The organism is Micromonospora sp. CPCC 206060 (assembly GCF_036906895.1).
GTDB lineage: Bacteria > Actinomycetota > Actinomycetes > Mycobacteriales > Micromonosporaceae > Micromonospora.
The window spans coordinates 88,680-110,434 of record NZ_JBAKHU010000012.1; the positions used below are offsets into that span (position 1 = coordinate 88,680).

Consider the following 21,755-nt stretch of genomic DNA (forward strand, 5'->3'; position numbering starts at 1 on the left):
CCCGACCGGTTGCGGCGGCGACGGTCGGTGCCGGAGGTGTGACGTGCCGGCAAAGGGGGCGCCCCGGCGACGACGGCCGACCGGCGTACGGCAGGCTTAGTCACATGGCTGACGGCTCCTGGTACGACGCCGACATCGACCACGTGATCATTTCGGAGGCGCAGATCCGCGACAAGACCGCGGAGCTGGCCAAACAGGTATCGGCGGACTACGCCCACGTGCAGGACGGTCTCCTGCTCGTCTGCGTGCTCAAGGGCGCGGTCATGTTCATGGCCGACTTCGCCCGCGCCCTGGGTCGGCAGGGGCCCCCGGCCGAGCTGGAGTTCATGGCCGTCTCCTCGTACGGTCAGGGCACCACCTCCTCCGGGGTGGTCCGCATCCTCAAGGACCTCGACCGGGACATCGCCGGCCGGCACGTGGTGGTGGTCGAGGACATCGTCGACTCCGGTCTGACCCTCTCCTGGCTGCTGCGCTACCTGGAGTCGCGCTCTGCGGCGAGCGTCGAGGTGGTCGCCCTGTTCCGGAAGCCGGACGCGGTCAAGGTGCCCGTCCCGGTGAAGTACGTGGGCTTCGACATCCCCAGCGAGTTCGTGGTCGGCTACGGTCTCGACTTCGGCGAGCGGTACCGCGAGGTGCCCTACGTCGGCGTCCTGAAGCCCGAGGTGTACGCCCGCGCCTGAGCGGGGGCCGTGCCATCCTCACCCGGAGCTGCACCGAGCTGACGTACAGCGCGCTTTCAGAAATCCGGGCTACCGTATGGGGTGGTGGCGCGGAGGTTACTCCGCGCCGGGCCGCACCGCCGGTGTGACCGGATCGGCGGGGTGACCTGGTACGGATCCGTCGCCACGCCGGCACGACGGGTGCAACCACCGGTTGCGCGAATCGCAGGACCGCTCCTCGCGCTCACGGTGATCATCGGGTTCGCGACTGCGGGGCTCGCAAGCTCACTCCTCGCGCTCACGGTGATCATCGGGTTCGCGACTGCGGGGCTCGCAAGCTCACTCCTCGCGCTCACGGTGTACCGTCGAATGACCGCGGCGCGGCATTTCGCGCGCCTCGGGGTCGAAGCCGGCCCGTACGGCGGCTCCGGCGCCGCTACCGGCGGCGAACCCATCAGACGGTCAGGACGTCGATCAGGAGGGTCCGGGCGCTCGGCGCTCGACAACAGCATGGAACGTACGCGTTTCTTCCGCCGCCCGGTGGTCTGGATCATCCTGGTGATCGCCGGCGCGATTCTGCTCAGTCAGTTGTTCACCGGTGGTCCGAGCTACCACAAGGTGGACACCTCCATTGCGCTCGATCAGCTCAACACCGGCCAGATCGAGAAGGCCGTCTTCCAGGACAAGGAGCAGACGCTCCAGCTCGACCTGAAGGACAAGGCCAAGTTCGGTGACACCACCACCGACAAGATCCAGGCCCAGTTCCCGTACGAGGTGGGCGACGAGGTCTGGAACCAGGTCCTCGCCGCCAAGGCCGCCAACCGGATCACCGGTCCGGCGAACACCGAGGTCTCCAGCGACAGCATCCTGGTGAGCCTGCTGGTCAACCTGCTGCCGATCGCGCTGCTCGTCATCCTGCTGCTGTTCTTCATGTCGCAGATGCAGGGCGGCGGCTCCCGGGTGCTCAACTTCGGCAAGTCCAAGGCGAAGATGATCACCAAGGACACGCCGAAGACCACCTTCGCCGACGTGGCCGGTGCCGAGGAGGCCGTCGAGGAGCTGCACGAGATCAAGGACTTCCTGCAGAACCCGGCGAAGTACCAGGCCCTCGGCGCCAAGATCCCCAAGGGTGTGCTGCTGTTCGGCCCGCCCGGTACCGGTAAGACGCTGCTGGCCCGTGCGGTCGCCGGCGAGGCCGGGGTGCCGTTCTACTCGATCTCCGGTTCCGACTTCGTGGAGATGTTCGTCGGTGTCGGCGCCAGCCGGGTCCGTGACCTCTTCGAGCAGGCCAAGGCGAACGCCCCGGCCATCGTCTTCGTCGACGAGATCGACGCGGTCGGCCGGCACCGGGGCGCCGGCATGGGTGGCGGCCACGACGAGCGGGAGCAGACCCTCAACCAGCTCCTCGTCGAGATGGACGGCTTCGACACCAAGGGCGGGGTCATCCTGATCGCCGCCACCAACCGCCCGGACATCCTCGACCCGGCCCTGCTGCGCCCCGGCCGGTTCGACCGGCAGATCCCGGTCGACCAGCCGGACATGGAGGGCCGCAAGGCGATCCTCCGGGTACACGCCAAGGGCAAGCCGTTCACGCCCGACGTCGACCTCGACGCGGTGGCCCGGCGTACCCCCGGCTTCAGCGGCGCCGACCTGGCCAACGTGATCAACGAATCTGCACTGCTGACCGCCCGTCGGGACGAGCGGGCGATCACCAACGACGCCCTTGAGGAGTCGATCGACCGGGTCATCGCCGGCCCGCAGCGGCGGACCCGGGTGATGGGCGACCAGGAGAAGAAGATCACCGCGTACCACGAGGGTGGCCACGCGCTGGTCGCCTGGGCGCTGCCGCACGCCGCGCCGGTGCACAAGGTGACGATCCTGTCCCGGGGCCGCTCGCTGGGCCACACCCTGGTGCTGCCCACCGAGGACAAGTACACCCAGACCCGGGCCGAGATGGTCGACACCCTGGCCTACGCGCTGGGTGGCCGGGCCGCCGAGGAACTCGTCTTCCACGAGCCCACCACCGGTGCCGGCAACGACATCGAGAAGGCAACCCAGCTGGCCCGTGCCATGATCACCCAGTACGGCATGAGCTCCAAGCTCGGTGCCATCAAGTACGGCACCAGCGGCGATGAGCCGTTCCTCGGACGCAACATGGGTCACGAGCGCGACTACTCGGACACCGTGGCGGCCGAGATCGACGCCGAGATGCGGGCCCTGATCGAGCTGGCCCACGACGAGGCCTGGGAGATCCTGGTCGAGTACCGCGACGTGCTGGACAACATCGTGTTGGAGCTGATGGAGAAGGAGACCCTCTCCACCGCCGACATGGCCCGGATCTGCGCCCGAGTGCGCAAGCGGCCGCCGATGGCCCCGTACAACGGCTTCGGCAAGCGGCAGCCCTCCACCGAGCCCCCGGTGCTCACGCCCGCGGAGAAGGAAGCGCTCAAGGCTCAGGCCGCCGCCGACGGTGTCCAGGCCAACGTTGGCAGCAGCCCCACCAACAACTCGGACGGTACCCACTGAACACCGAGCACGACGACGCAGCGGCCAGCCAGGGTGAACCTGAGCTGGCCGCTTCGTCCACCGAACCCGACGGCGACGAGACCCTCGACTACCTCGCCGCCAGACTCGTCAACGGCAAGCTCACCGGTCGCCCGGTGGAGCAGGCGGTCGACCTGTCCCGGATCGAGAAGGCGGTCCGGGAGATCCTGATCGCAATCGGGGAGGACCCGGACCGGGACGGACTGGTGCAGACCCCCGCCCGGGTGGCCCGTGCCTACGCGGAACTCTTCGCCGGCCTGCGGGTCGACCCGGCGCAGGTGCTCACCACCACCTTCGAGGCCAACCACGAGGAACTCGTGCTCGTCCGGGACATCGACGTGATGAGCCTCTGCGAGCACCACCTGCTGCCGTTCCGGGGCAGTGCTCACATCGGGTACATCCCCGGGCCGGACGGCCGGATCACCGGCCTCTCCAAACTGGCCCGCCTGGTCGAGGTCTTCGCCCGCCGCCCGCAGGTCCAGGAACGGCTCACCGCGCAGGTCGCCGACCTGCTGATGGACCGGCTCGGGGCGCGTGGCGTGGTGGTCGTACTCGACTGCGAGCACATGTGCATGGCGATGCGGGGCATCCAGAAATCCGGCGCCCGGACGATCACCTCGGCGGTCCGGGGCATCCTGCAGCGGGACGCCAAGTCACGGGCCGAGGCGATGGCCCTGATCATCCCGCGCTGACCGGTTCCGGCTGTCAGCCAATCTGCCAGAACTCACAGGCACCGTCCAAGACCCGCTCGAACCGCCGCCAATGTTCCACCCGAGGCCTGCCTCCCCCTTCCACAGCGGCCCTACCAACGACGCACGCCTATGCCGTGCTTCAAGCCCGATGTTCCTCACGAAGCGTTTACGCGCCGTCGTGGTCTACATCGAGGGTCACCCTCCCACGCTGCCGCATGGTTGCCCAGAGCGCCAAAGAATGCGAAGGTGGCCGCGCAGCAGGCTGCCGCCCGGTCAGCGGCAACGTGGTCCGTCAGAGCAAGGCCCGCAGGTCCTCGGCCACGTCCGCGGCGTCGAGCAGCCGGGCGCCGTCGGGAAGCAGGATCAGGCGCCCGCGTGGACCCGCGCCGCGATTCGTGCTTGCTCCCACATCAGGACGATCTGAAGAACGACCGCCTCGTAAGCATGAAGGGCCTCGCTTCCGCCGGGCTTCCCGCAGCGACGATGGAGCTCCTGGTCCACACGACTCTGGGCTTGCTCACGTCCAAGTCCGACACCTGCGAACGTCGCCACGAAGGTACCGGCGGCGAGAGAGACGATCTCCTCTCCGGCCTGCTGCCCGACGTGCCGTTCCACGGCCGCCGACGTCTCCGGCTCACCCCAGCAGCAGTGTCACCCCGATCCACACCACGGTCACCAGGGTCGGCGCCAGACACACCGCGACGCCGAGACCCGGGGTACGGTCCACCTGCCCGCCAGGTTCCGACCGGAACAACCGCCCCACCAGCAGCCAGCCGGCGAAGAACGCGACCAGCGGCATCGGCAGTCCGCCGACCAGCGCCACCACCGACACCCAGCCACCACCGGCGTACCCGTGGACCAGTAGCTGGATCACCGGCACCAGCAACGCCAGCGGGAGGTACACCAGCAGGTTCCGAACCGGGGCCAACCACCGGGCTCCGCGAGCCCCCAGTTCGGTGTCCGCCGCCCGCACCACCGCGCCCGCATCCCGCAACGCGGCGAGTACCGCGTCCGGCCCGGCCGCCATCCCCCGCACCGCCACCGACACCTCCGGCGGGGACGGCACCAGGTTCATCGCTGGTACGCCCAGCTCCCGCAGCCGCGACTGCTGCGGCGCCAGCTGCGCGCGTACCCTGGCCAGCTCCTCCCGGGCGGCCTGCACCGACCGGGCCTGCTCGCCCGCCGCAGTGGCCGCGCCACGCCGCACCGCGTCCAACTGCTGGGCCGCTGCCACGTACTCCGCCCAGGCGTCGACGGTCCCCGCCGCGTCCTCCAGCGGTCCACTGCCGGACCGCTGGTGCCCAACGCTGATCGTCTGCCCGGTCACCCGTCCACCCCGCTCTCCGCGTACGGCACCAGCACGGTCACCCGGTCGGCCAGCACGTCCCGGAACAGCGCCCGACCCGGCCGGAGCCGGCCCGGCACCACGTCACCGAACAACCCGGCCAGTTGTGCGGGCGGCAGGTCCACGGCGATCAGGCCACCGAAGCCCGGGTCGCCACCCGCAGCCTCGATGGACCAGGCCGTACCCGCAGGCGCCTCCCGCCCGGACACCAGCAGGTGCATCCCCCGGGCCGGGCCGTCCCGGAGCACGCCGGTGAGCCGGTCGTCGGCCGGATCGGCCGGTTGCAGCTCTTCCATCCCGAAGACGATCAGGTACGCCGGCTGATCGCCGTCCACCGCGGCGAGCAGCCCGTTCGCGTCCACGGTGGTCACCTGATGCCGTTCCGCCAACTCGTGGGCGAGACCGGCGGCGATCCGCCCGGTCGTGGCGGCCAACGGGGCGATTACGAAACGGGCCGTACCGGACTCGTGGTGAGCGGCGACCGTCCGGACCGCCGTCGCCAGTAGCCGGGCGGTGGCCCCGGTCCCACCGAGCACGGCCAGGTGTCGGCCCGGCGCGGCGTCCAGGCGGAACATGACCGACGACCGGGGTACGTCGACCGCCCTGCCCAGCAGCGCGGCCGGTCCGTCGGCTCGGCCGGCGAGTGCCGCTCGGTAGGCCGGATCGTTTCCCAGGTGCGGCCGGGCGTAACCGGCGAAGACGGCCGGCGGTCCGGCATCCTCCGGGCGGGCCGTCCAGAGCCGGTGCCGCAGCGCGCCGACCACCGCCGCGTCCCCCAGCGGGTCCGGGAAACGCACCAACCGCTCGTGCCCCCGGACGGCGCCCCGGGGGCCGCCCAGACCACCCGCCGTGTTCACCACCGCCGTGCCCAGGGGAAGACCGGCCGCCGCGTCGTTGGTCGGGGCGAGGACGCCACCGCCGCCCGGCAGGGCCACCCGGACCGGGAACTGACCGAGCAACGGATCCCGTCGATCCTTACCCTGTCCGGTGCCGGTGCCGGTGCCGGTGCCGCTCTGCCTGCTTCCCGTCGGGCCGTCCCCGATGGTGCCGTCACCGGCCAGCACCAGATGGATCCCGTACGGTCGCGCCCGCCGGGTCAACGCCTCCAACCTGGTCGTGGCCTCAGTGGACAGCCGGTCCCGCTCGGCGAGAAGCAGTTGGAAGTTCTCGATCACGCAGACCAGCCGGGGTGGCCGGGTCTCCGGCGGCAGGGCGGCCAGCCGGGGTACCCCCGCCCGCCTGCACAGGTCGGCCCGTCCGTCGAGTTCGGCGTCCAGTTCAGCCAGAACCGCGAGAACGTACTCGCGGTCGGCCTGGAGCCCCGCTGCCCGCACCTGCGGCAGCCACGCCCGGTCCCAATCGGTCTGCAGGCACTCCGCGAACGACTCGCCCTCACCCAGGTCGACCAGGTAGAACGCGAGCTCATCCGGACCGTAGCGGGCGGCCAGACCGAGGATGACATTGGTCAGGAAGGCCGTCCGGCCGGAGCCCGACCGGCCGCTGACCATCCAGTGCGGAGTCAGATCGGCGAAGCCGAGGTCGACCGCCCGACCGGCGGCGAACCCCACCGTCGTGGTCAGCCCCTCCGCACCGCTCTCCGTCCACTGGTCGCAGTCCGGGGCCGGAAGCAGATCCGGCAACTGCGGTTGGCGGCCCGCATCGATCTGCGTGGCACGCTCCCGGCACACCCGGTCGATCAGTTCCGCCCCGGGATCGGCGTCGACGAAGACCGGACAGTTGAGACCCGTCGTCGGCCCGGACCCTGGCACACCGAGCATCGTGCCGGGCGGGTTGCCGATCAGCGCGTACGGGTTGCGCATCGTCACCGGGGTCGCGTACGCCAACGGGGGTCTGGTCAACTCCGGGGTGAGCGGTGGTGGCGGCCAGCCCGCGACCACGAGATGCAGACCGGCGGCCGGTCCGTGCTCCGCCAGCGCGCTGATCCGCTCCAGGTCGGCGGGCTCGGTCAGCTCGGGCAGCGCCGCGACCACCAGCAGCATGATCCGGTCGTGCGCCGGCCGACGACCAGCCGCGCCGGGGCGTACCCACTGTTCCGCCTCGGTCAGTACCGCCCGCAGGCCGGCGTGGTCGGTCGCCGGTGGCGGCAGTAGACCCGCATCGGCCAGCGTGGCGAAAGGGGCGAAAACTTCCGTGGTACCCGAACCCTGTACGGCCCGTACCAGCAGCGAGCCGGCGGGCGCCGAGGCGAGCAACCGGAGAAGGACCGCACGGAGCAGCCCGGCGACCCGGGGATCCCGGGCATCGGCGTCGATCGTCAGATGACCCGAATTGAGCAGTGGAACGATCGCCGGGAACCAGGCATCGTCCAGCGGCCTGGCCACCCCGACCCGGACGAACGACGGCGGTTCCTGGCCGGCCGGTAGCAGTGCGCTGGCCACCTCCCGCAGGTCGGTACCCGCCCACCCCGGGACGAGCATCGCGGCAGCCACACGGAGGCGTTCGGCAATCTGGTGCTGCCGTACCTGGTCCGCCAGAGCCGGACGGGTAGCATCCAGGGTCGCCGAGGCAGCGGCCACCAGGGCGGAAGCCTGCCGGTGCAGCGCGGCGGCGCGGGCGGTCCGTGCGGTCAGGCTCGCCACCGCTCCACCTCTTCCCTCGTGGCCGGCAACCCCTATGAGCAGAGACGGTATCCCAGGTGCGACGCATCTTCCGGGAAGCGCCGCAGTGGCCGGGGCGGGTTGGCCGGTGGCAACGGACGCTGGAGGGTGCGGGTGACCAATCGTCAGCTTCGGGGCATTGGGTACGGCGCCCGGAACCGATAGCCTCAGGGGGTGGAATCAGTGCAGCCCCCCGCCGGTTCCCAGGTCTCCCGCGTACCGGCGCAACGGACCCCGTCGGAGCAGTACGCCCCGCCCCCGGTCGCACCGCCGCCGGTACCCAAGCCACGACGGGTGCGACGGGTTCTCGCGGTGGTTGCGGGTGTGCTGGCGTTGCTCTGCGTCGGCGGTACCGCAGTTGGCTATGTTCTCTACGACCGCGCCACCACCCCCGACCGCAGTTCACCAACCATCGTTGTAGATAGTTTTCTTCGAGCTTATTTTATCGATCGTGATGACGTTTTGGTGGAATTGTACACTTGTCCCGATTCGCTCGATCGGCTGGCTGCAATTCGTGACTTGCGTGCCGATCTTGAACAGCGCCAAAATAAGTTTCAGATTCAAATGCTCGTAAGCTGGGGCAGGCTTCAGGTTGAAGAGCGCTCTAGCGCAACGGAAGTCCGCGTAGACATTATCTTCTCAGCCTATGTGAACGGCGTCTCTCAGAGTGAGCGCCAAGCTTGGGTGTTTGAGACGCGCTTCATTGAAGAGTGGCGAGTGTGTTCAGCCACCCGTGCTGGGTAGCGCTTCATTCGATCCAGAGTAGATGTACCGGGATTTCAAGGGTTGTAGGCGCCTGTCCGCGCCATGCCCATCGGTACCAGTCCAGTTCGTTGGTCACCCGTACGCAGAGGTCGCCGTCGGTACCGGTGTAGGTTTCGGTAACCGCTCGCAGATCCCGGCGTTCCACGGCGTCGGCAACGTGCACCACCCGACGGCCGGTTACTGAGTCGGCATCCATGACCGGTGTCGGGGGTCGATGGGTCGGCGAGTCCAGGGACACGAGCCGATCCAGAAGATTGCGCGACGTTTCTCGGCTACCCCGTTCACCGACAGTCTCGACCCAGACCCGATCGGCCGGGACCAGCGGTGCGAATACCTCGATCCGTTCGGCCTCGGCCCGGTACCACTCGTGCTCGGCGATCACCGGCACGAATGTCCGGCTCGCCTGCACGACCCGCTCGTCTGCCCTCAGGTCAGCCCGCCAGCCCATGCCCGGCAGTCCGATGGCTACCCGTCGGCCCCGGAGCTCGATCTGTCCGGTGGCGGGCACCAGCACGACCGGGCGGGGCGGCTGAGGCGCCCAGTCGGGATGATCGGCGAACGGGTCGGGAACTGGTCCGGTCATTCCTGTGCCAGATAGGTCATGGAGCTCCGTTGAGTGGAGCACCCCGGGAGCGCATGAAGGGTACCGGATCGACTGCGCCACGGCTGCTCCGGTCCGCGCTGACATGCACCTCGAAGTGCAGGTGGGGGCCAGACGAGTTGCCGCTGCTGCCAACCTCGCCGATAACCTGTCCGGCTTGGACGGTCTGCCCCACGACCACCTGCGGTTTACGGATCATGTGGCAGTAGCGGGTGATGTAGTCGTTGGCGTGCAGGATGTCCACGAACCAACCGCAGCCACCCTTGCCCGGATACCCGTCGACGTTGCAGCTCTCCCGACCCCGGCTGTCCGGGTCGCAGCGGGAGACGATCACGCGACCGGTGGTGGCGGCCCGGATGAGAGTGCCCTTCGGGGCGGCGATATCGACGCCGTTGTGGGCCGGCCGTTCGGCGGTGCGGAATCCCGAACCAACGCCGCCGGGGATCGGCGCCGTCCAGCCCGACGCCGCAATGTCGCCCCGCGTGGCGGCCTGGCAGGCCCGACGATTCCCGATCTCCACCGTCTGCGCAGCGCCGTCGGCCAGTGCATCCACAATCTTCGTGGCCAGCGGTTCGTGCTTCGCATAGGCGTCTGGGAAGGCGCTCCGTTGGACCCGCTGGGCGGCCCGGGTCAGGCTCATCTGCTGCCAGTTCTTGACGGTGACCAGCTTTTCGTAGAACTTTCGCGCAGCGTACGCGGGATCCTGTAGCTGGGCAGGTGTGCCCCAGCCCTGGCTTGATCGCTGCTGAAACAGGCCGAGTGAATCGTGGTCGTTCCGTGATCCAAGGTGGCCCAGGTTACTCAGCCGCGATTCCTGCATCGCCGTGGCGACGGCGATGACCCAGCCACGGGGCGGGACCTTCATGTCCGTCCCGACCTTGATGATGATCGCCGCGTTGCGGATTTGGCTGTCGCCGTAACCATCGATCCGGGGCATCTTCCCGCGGACATCGATCACGCCGCCGCGACCACACCCTTCCAGGGAGTTGGTCACCGGATCGTCGGTGTCGCCACCCAACTCGGTCAGCAGGAAGGCCCCTGCCCCACCCGTGCAGCAGAGTAGTAGCAGCGCGCCGGTGAGCGCGGTGGCGAGAGCCGCCACCCGGACCGGACGGCGCGGGCCGGTAGAACCCTTCATCGGATCACTCATGGCTGCTCCCAGTCCACCGCGTCCACCAACCAGGATCCGTCCGGTGCGACCAACTCAAGCCTCAGTCGCCCGTTGTCCAGCGGGATCGTCACCTCGACGAACGACGCGGTCCGGGGTACGAGGTCCGGCTCTCCCGCCGTCCGCTCCGCAGGAACCGTCGCCGGATCGGACTCCGCCAGTTCCTCATTGAGTGTGGCGGTCGACAGCGGCCGTAGCGCGGCCCGCCACTGGTCGGGTGTGGTACCGGTACGACCGAGCCATGCGGTGGTAAACCGCTGCGCCATCTGCTCCGGGGTGGCAGCGCCTGGCCTCGTGGACGGCGAGGGCGGTGGACCTGTCGCGATCAGACCGTCGTCACCGGTCGTCGGATCCACCGTTGTGATCGGTCGGCTGGGTCGGTTACCCAGTCCGGCGTCGGGATCAGCGGTCCCTGAGACGAGCCGCGCCGCTCCGATGATGCCGAGCACCACCACGGCTATCCCCAGGGCGACACCCAGCCGGGACCGGAGAACCCGGGTCACGAGGAATTCCACCGCAGCCCGCATTACTACCTCGCCTCGGACCGCACCCGGGGAGCCGGCTTTGCCGGAGCGCGCTCCGCAGAGTCGGGCCGGTAGATCACGAAGGAGGGACTCTCCTCGGGCACGTCGGGCTCGGCCCAGGCGGCCGGTTCCCGCCGGCGCTGGCGGGGTGGTGCGCCGGGTCCACCCCGGCTCTCCGGGCGTTCACCCGGGCTCACCTGCTCGTCGGCGCCTTCGCGGCCGTCGGAGCGTGGTGCCGGACTCTCGGCACGGGGTGTCGCAGAATGCGCCGGATCTTCGAGGCGGGCCTCCGGACGCAGGTTGGTCTGCTCCGCCTGCACGGCCCGGCGCCGTCCGGATTTCGTCTCGACCTGTTCCGGCTCGCTGGCATCGAGTCGTGAGGCGGCCCGCATGTCGCGGAAGAACCGGCGATGCCAGGAGGAACCCGCCGATTCGCTGCTCTCCTTGCCACCGAGTTGGGTGATCCGACGGTAGGGACGGAGCAGCAACCAGCCGACCACGCCGCAGAGCCAGACCAGCACCACCTGTAGCCAGCCCGGCAGGGTGGGTGTGCTCATCACCAGGTCCACGGCGAAGAGGTAGATCGCCGCTCCGGTACCGAAGATCGCGATGTTGAAGATGGCCGAAACCACCGCGTTGGCCAGGCGACGCAGACCGGCGCTCGCCGGACGCATCAAACCGACAGTGCCGAGGATCGGCGCAGCGATCACCGCCCACCGGAAGATCAGGAAACCGAGGAGTACCAGCAGCGAGGCGGTCAGGTCGAACATCGCGAAGAGCACTGCGGCCAGGGCCGCGATAAAGCCGGCCCCGATCCGGTCCATGTCACGAACACCTTTGAGGTACTCGTACGCCTCCGGATCCTCGGTCTTGATGAGATCGGCGACTTTGGCCCATTGCTGCTGTTTTGCTTTGATGGTTGAGTCTCGGAGTTCCGGGTTGGCGCGGAGCTTTTCAGCCTCCTCCCAGGACAGGGACTTGGCATCGTAGAGCGCCTGCCCGTACTTCTTGGCTGTCTCGCTGTCTGCGGAGCCGAGCACGCCCCGCAGCCAGTTGCGGTAGAGCATCGATTCGGCTGCGGTGTCACTGGCCCGGACGGCTGGGGGCCGCTTATCGACGCAAGCGTCCTTGCTGGGCAAGACACATTCTTCAGGGGGTGTGTCACGTGCAGCTGGACCGACCGCGTCGTGGACCACGCCGAGCGTGGTCACCAATGTGCTGTCAGCGATGTTTGCCGACTTGACCGGCCAGGCTGCGAGTGCGGTGACGGCCACCATCACCAGTAGGGCCCACCCGGCAGTGGTGATCGCGTTGCTCATGTCCGACTGGCGTGACCGCCAGAGCAGGTAGAGGCCCACCACACAGAGCGTGATGATGCCGAAGACGCTGAACACCTTCTGGTAGATGGCCTTGGTGGCCTGCTCCACCAGGGGGTCGGCCCAGCTCCACATCGATCCGGGGTCCCAGGCCCGCTCCCGGAGCGCGTTCGATGCCCCGATCACCGAGGTGGCGAACATGAACTCGCCGTTCGCCACCATGGTGGTGAAACGGTAGTCCGGATGGAGGACCGCAGAGGCGCAGCCCTCGTCGATGTCGTAGGTGTTGTAGCTGTATCCGGCGTATCCGTAGTCGCTGTATAGCCCCTTAGGGCCGGATAGCTTCGATGACTCAGGACGGGCGGCGAACCAGCCGGCCAGACCCGAATCAGGTGTGTCCGGGACCGGGGCGTTACGGCACTCAACCGTGTCCTCGCTGATTTTTTGGATTTTGTCCACGCAGGCCCGGAAATCAGCCTGCCACTGCTCAGTGGTGCAGAGGTTGCTGAGGGCCTGGGCGGGTGGTGGAGCGGCGGCGGCCGGGGCGACCACCGGCCAGGCGATCGTCATCACCGCAAGTACGGCGATGGCGAGGATCAACGAGGCGATGCGTGCTCCGGCCCGCGCCATTTTCACGCCTCCAGGTCCGACACGATGGACGGCAGGTTGGCGGCGGCCGCCGCCACGGTGGTGGGGGTGGTGTCCAGGTGTTCGAGCAGCCCGTCGACGTACGAAACATCGACCCGTACCTTCTGCACGCGCCCGTCGACGTCGCGCATGACGAACTCGCGGAAGCCCAGCCGGGAGGCGGATGAGGCGTCCACGCTCGACAGCGAGGCGAGGGTGGCCTCGTACCCGTCGTTGACGGGGACGCGGAGCAGACGTAGCGCCTCGGTGGCGATCTCGGCGTCCTCGGCGATCCGGCCGACGAAGACGGTGGAGACGAGGTTCTGCACGTCGAGCCCGAGGATGTCGCGCGGGTTCTGGGAGGCGACCAGGGCGGCGAGGTTCCACTTCCGGGAGTCCCGGGCCAGCCGGACCAGGAACGACCGGCCGGAGCGCCAGCCCTCCATGAAGTGCGCCTCGTCCAGACCGACCATCTTGCGGGACGACATTGAGCCGCCGTAGCAGCGCCGTACCGCGAGCCGGTGGGCGGTGTGCAGCATCGGCAGGGCCAGCGCCTCCTCCGCCGACCAGTACTCGCGCTCGATCTTGAGGTCGGGCAGTCGGAGGCCGGCCATGGTGATCACGGTGAGGGCGGCGTCGGCGCCGAGCAGCCCCTCCGGCGGTCGGCCGAAGAAGAGCAGCGCCAGCGGCATCTCCGCCGTGTCGAGGAGCAGGTTGGCCAGTTCCCGTCCGGCGTCGTCGTCGAGTTGGCTGAGGCAGGTGACCACGTCGTCGAGCGTGGAGGTCTCCTCGGCCGGCACCTGGCGTACGGCGTGCCGGAACAGGGTGGCGGTCGACGCCTCGCGGGCCACCTGGGGTGGCACCAGCATCATGCAGATGTCCTGCACGAGCATCCGACGTTCGGCCCGGGCGTTGGAGATGGCGATCTCGAACTCCCGGTCGCCGGCGGCCCCGGCGGGGAACTCGCTGCGCAGTGGTGTCGGGATGAGCGAGTACGGCGCCAGGGTGCCGTGCTCCGAGCCGGTCAGGTTGAGCACCCGGGAGTACGGGCGCAGTTCGGGCATCGCGCAGAGCCGGGCGAGTGGACCGGAGGGGTCGAGCAGGGTGACCTGTACGCCCCGCCGGGCGGCCAGGTAGCCGAGCGCACCGAGCAGGGTGGACTTGCCACCACCCGGCTCGGCCACGAAGACCGCGAGCCCGGAGCGTTCCCGTACCTCCATCGGGAAGTGCAGGTCGAGGAAGACGGGCCGGCGGCACGTGCCGGCGGTCCGGCCGATCAGGTCGCCGCGCCGGTCGCCGACGGTGGAGGCGGCCTGCGGCAGTGCCGCCGCGAGCAGGTTGACCGGCATCCGGCGGATGTAGCCGGTGTTGGCGATCGGTTCGCCGGGGATGAACTCGCGGGCCAGCCAGTCCTGGTTCTTCGGGTGCTGGAGCGAGATCCGCAGTTCCCGGGAGTAGAGCTGGATCAGCCGGCGGGCCCGTTCCAGGCACTCCTCGCGAGTACGACCGCCGACCGCGATGCGGTGCCAGCCGTGCGCACGGGCGGAGTCCACCGGCAGGCCGGTGGTCATCTCGTCACCGATCACCAGCGCCCGCTTGGCCAGTCGTTCCAGTTCCGGTGGGGCGTCGATGCCGTGCTCGGCGTAGTCGAGCTGCTGAGAACGGATCATCCGGAGCCGGTGTTCGAGGTTGCGGAAGGAGTCACCGGAGCCGAGGATGTCGACCCGGGTGGAGAGCTCCATCGGCCAGGGCAGTCGCTCGTGGAAGTGTAACCACGGCTCGTGCCGTTCCGGGATCTCCAGCGGCTCCATCCGACCCACGGCGAGTACGGCGACGTGCCGTTCCTCGCCGGTCATCCGGTTGACCAGCTTGACCGTCGACCCGTACGGGGTCCGGTACCGCTCCACCTGCTCGGTGAGGGCGAGCAGGTCTCCCCGCTCCCAGTGGCCGTTGGTGACCGGGGAGAGGGTGCCGGGCGGCGCCATGCAGAGCGCGACGGAGCGGTAGAGCAGCCACTCCAGTTCCTGCGGGGTGACCTGCCGGCCGCGCATACCGAAGGCCCCGAGTACCTCGTCGAACTGTTCGACGGTACGGCCCAGTTTGCGCCGTTCCCCCTCGGCGACGCCCCGGCCGAAGGTGCGCAGCAGCCGCTCGGTGAAGGAGTCGCCCAGCGAGCGGCGCGCGAAGGTGACCCCGAGGTAGGTCTGCCCTTCGGCGTGGTTCACCGAGAGCAGGTGCCGCTGGGCGGCGACCAGGTGGTCGGACCAGGTGGGGGTACCCGGCACCTCGGGCAGGGGGTGCGGGGTGTGCGCGTCGATGGTGCGGGCCCACTCGTCGGCCGGGAAGGGCCGGGTGGTCCGGCGCAGGTGCAGCCGGAAACCGGCGAGACCGGCGTACTGCTCGGAGATGGCGGCGAGCAGGGCCTCCCGTTCGGCGTCCGGGCGGAACGCCCAACGCACCTCTGGGAGCCAGTACCAGGCGGTGACCGTGTTCGGGGTGAAGGTGAGGTGCCCGGCGATCTCGGTGATGGCGAGCTCGATGGCCGGGTCGCGGTCACCGAACTTGATCTTGGGTGCCCGTACCCGGGTCGGCTTCACCGGCGCGGACTTCCGCCGTTGCTTCGCGGTCGGCGCTGGTTCCCTGGTCGGTGGCGCTGCCTGGGGTGGCGCTGCCTCGGGCGGCGCCGGCGGCGGGCCGGCCTCGGGTGCGGGCCGGGGCCGGGGGGCTCGTGCCGACGGCGTCTCGTCGGCGGGCACCACGGGTGGTGGGGGCACGGCGGCCACCGGGTACGGCCCGGGCTCGTCGAAGGTGGTGTCGGCGGGCGGCACGGGCGCCGGTGGCGTGGGCTGCCGGGGTGGCGGGGGCGGGGTGATGACCGGTGCCGGCTCGGTCGCTGGTGCCGGGTACGGGACCCGGTCGGTCACCGGCTGGCGGGACCGGGTGACCGGGGTGCGCTCCGGTGCCGTCGGGTGGGCGCCCCCACGGTGCTGGTGCGGGACGGCCGGGTGGCGTTCCTCCCGGTGCGCCGGGACGGTGTCGGCCGGGCGGCCCGCCTGCCGGCCGGGCGGCCCGACCGGTGGGGGTGCGGCCGGCAGGGGGGCGGGGGTCCGGGCCGCTGCCGACCCACGCGGGCGTGCGCGGCCACCGGAGAAGAGGTCGAGGAACGGCGAGTCGATGTCGGCGTGGTCGGGCGGACCGCTCCGGCTGGCCGGTTGCGCGGTGCCGCTGGTGGCCGGGGTGCGCCCGCGTAACGGTTGTGGCGCCTGGAACACCCCCACCCGGCCGTGCGCCGGGCTGGTGACCAGGGCGGTTTCCTCATCACCCTCGACGTCTTTGTAGTCGTGCGAACGTGTACCGTGACCACGGCGGTCAGCCGGACGTTCGGCCGGGTACGGGGAACCCGGCGGTGGGGAGTGGGTCATGCCATCGCCTCGCCGGGCCTAGTGGGGGTTTCCCCGGGACAACGCCACATGCTCGACTCCCGCCTGGATTCCGCTGGGTGCCACCGTCGGTGCCGTACCGGTCCGGTCCCGGCGGCGGGTGCCGTCGGGCTGGCCGTCGTCGTGGTCATACCAATTCCTCCCGGACCCGGATCCGGGTGGCGATCAGCCGTGGGTCGCGTTGCTCGACGGCGGGCTCGCGGGTCCGCCGCCAGTCGGTGAGGGCGGTCCGGATGACCACCCGGGCCGGCCGGTCCGGGTCGACGTGCCGGAACACGAACGACGTGGTCACGATCGCCAGGGCGATCTCCCAGGCCGGGAAGAGCTCGACGGTGAACGTGAACAGCCAGTGGATGAACATGTAGAGCGGGACCAGCAGCATGAACAGGCCGTACTGGGCGTATGGGAGATGGACGGGCAGCGTGTATCCCGGCGGCCCGAGGTAGACCAGGCGCGCCCGGTAGATGTCGTCGTCGGTGCGTAGCCGCATCTCGTACCCGGCCTATTCGAAGATCAGGTCGATCAGGTAGTCACCGATGAAGAACAGTGTCGCCGCGCCGGCGATGAAGGCCAGCCCGACGATCGCGATGGCGGAGCTGGTCAGCACCTTGGAGATCTCGCCGCGGCTGGCCCGGCCGATGAAGATGACGCCGAGTACGGCGAGCAGGATGGGCGCGATCTTGCTGGCAAAGAAGGTGACGACACCCTCGGTGTCGATGCCCTTCGGTGCCGGCTCGGCGAGCGGCGCCAGCGCGTGCAGGGTGCTGGCGGCGGTCGCCCGCACCGTCTCCACGAGCTCTATGGCGATCACTGGATTACCTCCCCAAGGCGCGGCTGGCGGGGCCGCGGCGGTGCAGTTTGGTGAGCCTGGCGGGATCCGGAAGTCGCCACGTCGTTGACGGCGAGTTCCATTCGCGTCACTGGAGGTGACGATTTTTGGGGGATTCTTCCCGCTTTGGCCCTCCTTCCAAGCTTCGCCGTCTCTCTGCTGGGCAATTCCAAAGCGTACGGGGCGCCCTCCTTTGGAACAAGCCGCGAAGACCGTGCCCGATCCGGGGCGAAAGACCGATCGTACACCTGTTCCAAATCCCTCGTCAGCGCTGGTGTTGCACGGCGCAGGCCTGGCTGGAACTGATCAGCCGGAAGTTGCCGGACCGTCCGGACCGGCCCGCCGGTGGGCTGGGTACCGTCTAGCGGTGACTGATCTGGTGCGGGCGGACTTTCCGGTCGTGATGGGCGTCCTCAACGTCACGCCCGACTCGTTCTCCGACGGCGGCCGGTACGCCGGCCTGGACGCCGCCGTGACGCACGGTGTCGCGCTGCACAGGGCCGGGGCGCACCTGGTGGACATCGGTGGCGAGTCCACCCGCCCGGGTGCCGACCGGGTCGACGCGGAGACCGAGGCGGCGCGGGTACTGCCGGTGATCCGGGCACTCGCCGACGCCGGCGTGCCGATGAGCATCGACACCACCCGGGCCGGTGTGGCGGCGGCGGCACTGGCCGCCGGGGTCGCCGTGGTCAACGACGTCTCCGGCGGGCTGGCCGATCCCGACATGGCCCGGGTGGTCGCCGACGCCGGCTGCCCCTGGGTGCTCATGCACTGGCGGGGACACTCCCGCCGGATGCAGGAACTCGCCGACTACCGGGACGTGGTGGCCGACGTACGCGCCGAACTCGGCCAGCGCATCGACGCCGCGCTCGCCGGTGGGGTGGCCGCGGACCGGATCATCATCGATCCGGGGCTCGGGTTCGCCAAGAACGCCGACGACAACTGGCGGCTCACCGCGCGGCTGCCGGAACTGCTGGCGCTCGGCTACCCGTTGCTGTTCGGGGCGAGCCGGAAGTCGTACCTCGGTCGGCTGCTCGCCGACCCGGACGGCACCCCGCGACCCCCCGACGGGCGGGCGGCGGCGACCGTCGCCACCAGCGTCCTCGCGATCGCCGCCGGAGCCTGGGGGGTACGCGTGCACGACGTCCGGGCCACTGTCGACGCGCTGGCCGTCTGGCAGGCGAGTGGCCGCCCCCGACTGGCCGTCGCACCCCCGCCGCCGGCGGTGGGCGACCACGAGCGGACGACCGGAGGGACACGATGACAGCCGACCGGATCACCTTGACCGGCCTGCGTGCGCACGGCCGGCACGGGGTGTACGACTTCGAGCGGGCCCAGGGACAGGACTTCGTCGTCGACGTCGTCCTGGAACTCGACCTCGGCCCGGCGGCCCGCTCGGACGATGTCACCGACACGGTCCACTACGGCGAACTCGCCGGTCAACTGGTGGCCGTACTGACCGGTGAACCGGTCAACCTGATCGAGACGCTCGCCGACCGGCTGCTCACGGTCTGCCTCGCCGACGCGAGGGTGGACCGCGCCACGGTGACCGTGCACAAGCCCCAGGCCCCCATCCCGCACGACTTCGGCAACGTGGCGGTCACCATGACCCGGACCCGGAAGCAGGCCGGGACCGGGACGGCGGAACCAGTCGCCGGGAGCCCGGGGAACCGGGAGGGGCGGTCGTGACCCGGGCGGTGCTCGCCCTCGGCAGCAACCTCGGTGACCGGATCGGACACCTCCGGTCCGCGGCCGGCTCGTTCCGGGGCAGCACCCTGGTCGCCTCCGGCGTGTACGAGACGCCGCCGTGGGGGGACTCCGACCAGCCGCCGTACCTCAACGCCGTCCTGCTGGTCGGGGATCCGACGGCCGGTACCCGGGACTGGCTGGACCGGGCGCGGGCGGCGGAGGCGGCTGCCGGCCGGTCCCGTGACCCGCACCGCCGGTTCGGCCCGCGCACCCTGGACGTGGACGTGATCGCGGTCTGGACCGACGATGGCGAGCCGCTGCTCAGCGACGATCCGGAACTCACCCTGCCGCACCCCCGGGCCCACCTGCGGGCGTTCGTGCTGCGTCCGTGGATCGACATCCAGCCGTACGGGCGGCTGCCCGGGCATGGCTGGCTGACCGACCTGCTCAACGCCGAACCGGTGGCCGCCGACGCCCTGGATCTCCGTCCGTGCCCCGATCTGACGTTAGAGTCGGATGTATGACCCGACCGCAGTCCCGTCCACCACGCGGGCCGGCGCCGCAGCGTCCCAGCATGGGTCCGACGCGGCCGGCCACGCTGGTCGTGGCGGCGCTCGCGGCTGCGGCGCTCGCCTGGTTGCTGATCAGCAGCTTCTACCGGGACATCCCGCCCCTGCCCTGGTTGCCGCCGGTGACGGTGACGGGTCTCGCCGTGCTGGAGGCGTACGCCGCGGTCACCACCCGGGCCCGGATCGAGCGCAAGCCCGGCCGTGACCCGGTCGACCCGCTGGTCGTCGCCCGGTTCGTGGTGCTGGCCAAGGCGTCCTCCCTGGCCGGCTCGATCTTCGCCGGTTTCTACGCCGGTGTGACCGCGTGGCTGTTCATCGAGCGCACCCGGGCCGCCTCGGAGGACCTGCCGGCGGCCGGTGCCGGCCTGCTCGCCTCGCTCGCGCTGGTCGCGGCGGCGCTCTGGCTGGAACGCTCCTGCCGGGTGCCGAAGCGGCCCGACGAGGACCGTGAGGAACCCGACCGCGCGGGGTGACCGCCGGCTGCCAACGGTTTGATCACGAGGGGTGACGGGCGCGCCGGACGCGGGTACGGTGCCAGCGATCGGGTCCGATGCATGGTTGTCCGCCGCGTGGGCCCGCAGGGCCGCTGGACGACCATCGAAAGGCGCGCGTCATGGGGTACGACGAAGCGGAGCGCCAGCGTCGCGGTACACCGCCGGAGTCCGGCCGGCAGACCGGGCGTCACACGGCTACGGAGGGGCGGGACCAGCGGACCACGGCGGCGGTACCCGATCCGGGGCTGGTCCCCGCAGCCGTACTCGATGACGTCTTCGACGACCCGGCACACGGCGAACCGGGCCGGGACCGGATTGCGGTGCACCTGGTCTGGGAGATCCTGCTCCTGATTGCCACCGCCGTCCTGGCCGTCGGGCTGTACCGGGAACGGCCGGCCCTGTTCCGGGGCCTGGAACTGCGTACCCTGCTCGTCGCGATGGTGGCCCTCGGGCTGCTCACCCTCGCCGCCGGCCTCAGCCTGCGGACCGCCGCGCCCAACCTGGCCGTCGGGCCGATCGCGGTCGCCTCCGCCCTGCACTTCGCCGAGCAGGCCGACCGGGGGTTGTCGGAGGTGGTCGGCTGGTCGTCGCTGGTCGCCGCGGTCGGCGGCCTGGCCCTCGCCGTGGTGGTGGTCGGCCTGCACGTACCGGCCTGGGCGGCCAGCCTCGCCGCTGCCGCCGGGGTCGTGGTCTACATCGAGCGCCGGCCGGGCCCGGTGCTGCTGCAGAGCGACTACGACCCGGCCGGTAGCGCGCTCTACCTCGTCGCCGGGTTCGCGGCGGTGGCGGTACTCGGCGGATTCTTCGGCACGATCAAGGCGGTGCGCCGGTCGGTCGGGCGGTTCCGTCCGGTCGGTGACCCGGCGCGGCGGCGGGGCCTGGTCGCGGCGGTCCTGACCACGCTCGCCCTGGTCGTCTCGACCGTGTTCGCGATGTTCGGCGGGATGCTGCTCGCCGCGAACGGGTCGGGGCCGGTGACGCCGACCCCCGGCTTCGACCTGACCCTACTCGCGTTCGGTGCCTCGCTGCTCGGCGGGACCAGCGCCTTCGGCCGTCGCGGCGGGGTGACCGGCACCCTGCTGGCGGTCGTCCTGGTCACCCTCGCGGTCCGGTACGCGGCGGAACGCGACTGGGAGGTCAGCCGGTACCTGGTCGCGGGCGCGGCGCTCGCGGTCGGCCTGCTGGCGACCCGCCTGGTCGAGTCGTTCGGCCGGCCCCGGTCGGCCGGCGAGCGGACCGCCCGATGGACCGACGGGCGGGCGAGTACCGACTGGAGTCTGCCCCCGGCGGCCCCCGCCAACACCTGGACCCCGGTCCTGCCGGAACAGCCGGCGGAGCGCCGGCCCGACCCGTGGGGCATCGAGCGCTGGGACACCGAGCCCGGGCGGTGGGACGGCCCGGACCGGTGAGCACGCCGGTGCGGTGTCGCCGCCCGACCGGAAGCCCGGCCGGGACCGGTGGACGCGCAGCGGCCCGGCGCGCCTGTACCGATCTCTGCGGTTAGGCTCGGCCCATGACCGAAACACCACGTCCGGGCGCGGGCGGCCCCACCTTCGCCGAACTGGACGCGCTCTCCACCGAGGATCTGCGGGAACGGGCGTTCGCCCTGGCCCGTGAGCGACGTGACGTCGGGTTCTTCTGGGATGTGCTGCGGCACCTGCCGGACGCCGACGAGGCTGCCTCGCTGGACGGCTCGCCGAACTCGGTCGGCCCGACCATCGACGAGGCGGTGGCCCTGTGGCGGGAGTTCACCGGTCACGGTTACGAGGAGTCCGCACCGCTGCTGCGGGCCGCGTTCATCGACTATCTGATGGCGCACCACCGGTAAAAGGGCGCATACCGTACCCGCAGGTTTGCTGACCGGAAGCGGTTGGA

The 21,755-nt window shown here is 70.5% G+C and carries 18 protein-coding genes and 1 pseudogene; 10 read left to right on the forward strand and 9 right to left on the reverse strand.

The window, feature by feature from the left end; all coding sequences use genetic code 11:
* The first annotated feature begins 104 nt into the window (after nucleotides 1-104).
* From hpt to folE, 3 genes are all read left to right on the forward strand, one after another.
* A complete protein-coding gene (hpt, locus tag V6U90_RS11625) occupies nucleotides 105-680 on the forward strand; it encodes a hypoxanthine phosphoribosyltransferase (RefSeq protein ID WP_208811175.1) in 576 nt (191 codons plus the stop codon).
* Nucleotides 681-1,169: 489 nt separating this feature from the next.
* The gene (gene ftsH / locus V6U90_RS11630) at nucleotides 1,170-3,185 is read left to right on the forward strand and encodes an ATP-dependent zinc metalloprotease FtsH (protein WP_334434407.1); all 2,016 of its coding nucleotides are present in this window, start codon (nucleotides 1,170-1,172) and stop codon (nucleotides 3,183-3,185) included.
* A 44-nt stretch (nucleotides 3,186-3,229) separates the two neighbouring features.
* Nucleotides 3,230-3,895, forward strand: a complete 666-nt coding sequence (gene folE / locus V6U90_RS11635) for a GTP cyclohydrolase I FolE (protein WP_334434456.1) — start codon at nucleotides 3,230-3,232, stop codon at nucleotides 3,893-3,895.
* Nucleotides 3,896-4,529: 634 nt separating this feature from the next.
* Here folE and V6U90_RS11640 read toward each other — a convergent pair.
* Both V6U90_RS11640 and V6U90_RS11645 read right to left on the reverse strand, forming a co-directional pair.
* Entirely contained in the window at nucleotides 4,530-5,222 is a 693-nt protein-coding gene (locus V6U90_RS11640; protein WP_442933571.1) for a hypothetical protein, read from the reverse strand.
* Nucleotides 5,219-7,840 (reverse strand): FtsK/SpoIIIE domain-containing protein, encoded by a 2,622-nt coding sequence (locus V6U90_RS11645; protein WP_334434409.1) that lies wholly within the window; start codon nucleotides 7,838-7,840, stop codon nucleotides 5,219-5,221. The genes V6U90_RS11640 and V6U90_RS11645 overlap by 4 nt, the downstream gene beginning before the upstream one ends.
* A 201-nt stretch (nucleotides 7,841-8,041) precedes the next feature.
* Between V6U90_RS11645 and V6U90_RS11650 the strand changes: the two genes are divergently transcribed.
* Nucleotides 8,042-8,602 (forward strand): hypothetical protein, encoded by a 561-nt coding sequence (locus V6U90_RS11650; protein WP_334434460.1) that lies wholly within the window; start codon nucleotides 8,042-8,044, stop codon nucleotides 8,600-8,602.
* A gap of 4 nt (nucleotides 8,603-8,606) precedes the next feature.
* Here the strand turns inward: V6U90_RS11650 and V6U90_RS11655 are convergent, their stop codons facing one another.
* The 7 genes from V6U90_RS11655 to V6U90_RS11685 all read right to left on the reverse strand — a co-directional run bounded on the left by V6U90_RS11655 (nucleotide 8,607) and on the right by V6U90_RS11685 (nucleotide 17,110).
* Nucleotides 8,607-9,206: a hypothetical protein gene (locus V6U90_RS11655; protein ID WP_334434462.1), complete on the reverse strand. Its 600-nt coding sequence runs from the start codon at nucleotides 9,204-9,206 to the stop codon at nucleotides 8,607-8,609.
* 16 nt (nucleotides 9,207-9,222) lie between these two features.
* A complete protein-coding gene (locus V6U90_RS11660; protein WP_334434464.1) occupies nucleotides 9,223-10,362 on the reverse strand; it encodes a peptidoglycan DD-metalloendopeptidase family protein in 1,140 nt (379 codons plus the stop codon).
* An 8-nt stretch (nucleotides 10,363-10,370) separates the two neighbouring features.
* A complete protein-coding gene (locus V6U90_RS11665; RefSeq protein WP_334434411.1) occupies nucleotides 10,371-10,919 on the reverse strand; it encodes a hypothetical protein in 549 nt (182 codons plus the stop codon).
* Nucleotides 10,920-10,921: 2 nt separating this feature from the next.
* Nucleotides 10,922-12,862 (reverse strand): MFS transporter, encoded by a 1,941-nt coding sequence (locus V6U90_RS11670; protein ID WP_334434413.1) that lies wholly within the window; start codon nucleotides 12,860-12,862, stop codon nucleotides 10,922-10,924.
* Between the two features lie 2 nt (nucleotides 12,863-12,864).
* Nucleotides 12,865-16,281: an ATP-binding protein gene (locus tag V6U90_RS11675; RefSeq protein ID WP_334434415.1), complete on the reverse strand. Its 3,417-nt coding sequence runs from the start codon at nucleotides 16,279-16,281 to the stop codon at nucleotides 12,865-12,867.
* A 145-nt stretch (nucleotides 16,282-16,426) separates the two neighbouring features.
* On the reverse strand, nucleotides 16,427-16,789 hold the full coding sequence (locus V6U90_RS11680; RefSeq protein WP_334434417.1) for a hypothetical protein: 363 nt from the start codon (nucleotides 16,787-16,789) through the stop codon (nucleotides 16,427-16,429).
* Between the two features lie 12 nt (nucleotides 16,790-16,801).
* Nucleotides 16,802-17,110 (reverse strand): hypothetical protein, encoded by a 309-nt coding sequence (locus V6U90_RS11685; RefSeq protein ID WP_334434419.1) that lies wholly within the window; start codon nucleotides 17,108-17,110, stop codon nucleotides 16,802-16,804.
* A gap of 385 nt (nucleotides 17,111-17,495) precedes the next feature.
* Here V6U90_RS11685 and folP point away from each other — a divergent pair, with 385 nt between their 5' ends.
* From folP to V6U90_RS11715, 6 genes and pseudogenes are all read left to right on the forward strand, one after another.
* Nucleotides 17,496-18,392 (forward strand): dihydropteroate synthase, encoded by an 897-nt coding sequence (gene folP, locus V6U90_RS11690; RefSeq protein WP_334434421.1) that lies wholly within the window; start codon nucleotides 17,496-17,498, stop codon nucleotides 18,390-18,392.
* A pseudogene (folB, locus tag V6U90_RS11695) lies at nucleotides 18,389-18,745 on the forward strand (dihydroneopterin aldolase); the annotation flags it as partial. The gene folP and the pseudogene folB, both read left to right, overlap by 4 nt.
* 68 nt (nucleotides 18,746-18,813) lie before the next feature.
* Entirely contained in the window at nucleotides 18,814-19,341 is a 528-nt protein-coding gene (gene folK, locus V6U90_RS11700; RefSeq protein WP_334434423.1) for a 2-amino-4-hydroxy-6-hydroxymethyldihydropteridine diphosphokinase, read from the forward strand.
* The gene (locus tag V6U90_RS11705; RefSeq protein WP_334434425.1) at nucleotides 19,338-19,859 is read left to right on the forward strand and encodes a DUF3180 domain-containing protein; all 522 of its coding nucleotides are present in this window, start codon (nucleotides 19,338-19,340) and stop codon (nucleotides 19,857-19,859) included. The genes folK and V6U90_RS11705 overlap by 4 nt, the downstream gene beginning before the upstream one ends.
* 140 nt (nucleotides 19,860-19,999) lie before the next feature.
* Nucleotides 20,000-21,289, forward strand: coding sequence for an ABC transporter permease (locus tag V6U90_RS11710; protein WP_334434427.1), 1,290 nt, complete (start codon nucleotides 20,000-20,002; stop codon nucleotides 21,287-21,289).
* A 104-nt stretch (nucleotides 21,290-21,393) separates the two neighbouring features.
* A complete protein-coding gene (locus tag V6U90_RS11715) occupies nucleotides 21,394-21,708 on the forward strand; it encodes a hypothetical protein (RefSeq protein ID WP_334434429.1) in 315 nt (104 codons plus the stop codon).
* Nucleotides 21,709-21,755 lie beyond the last annotated feature (47 nt).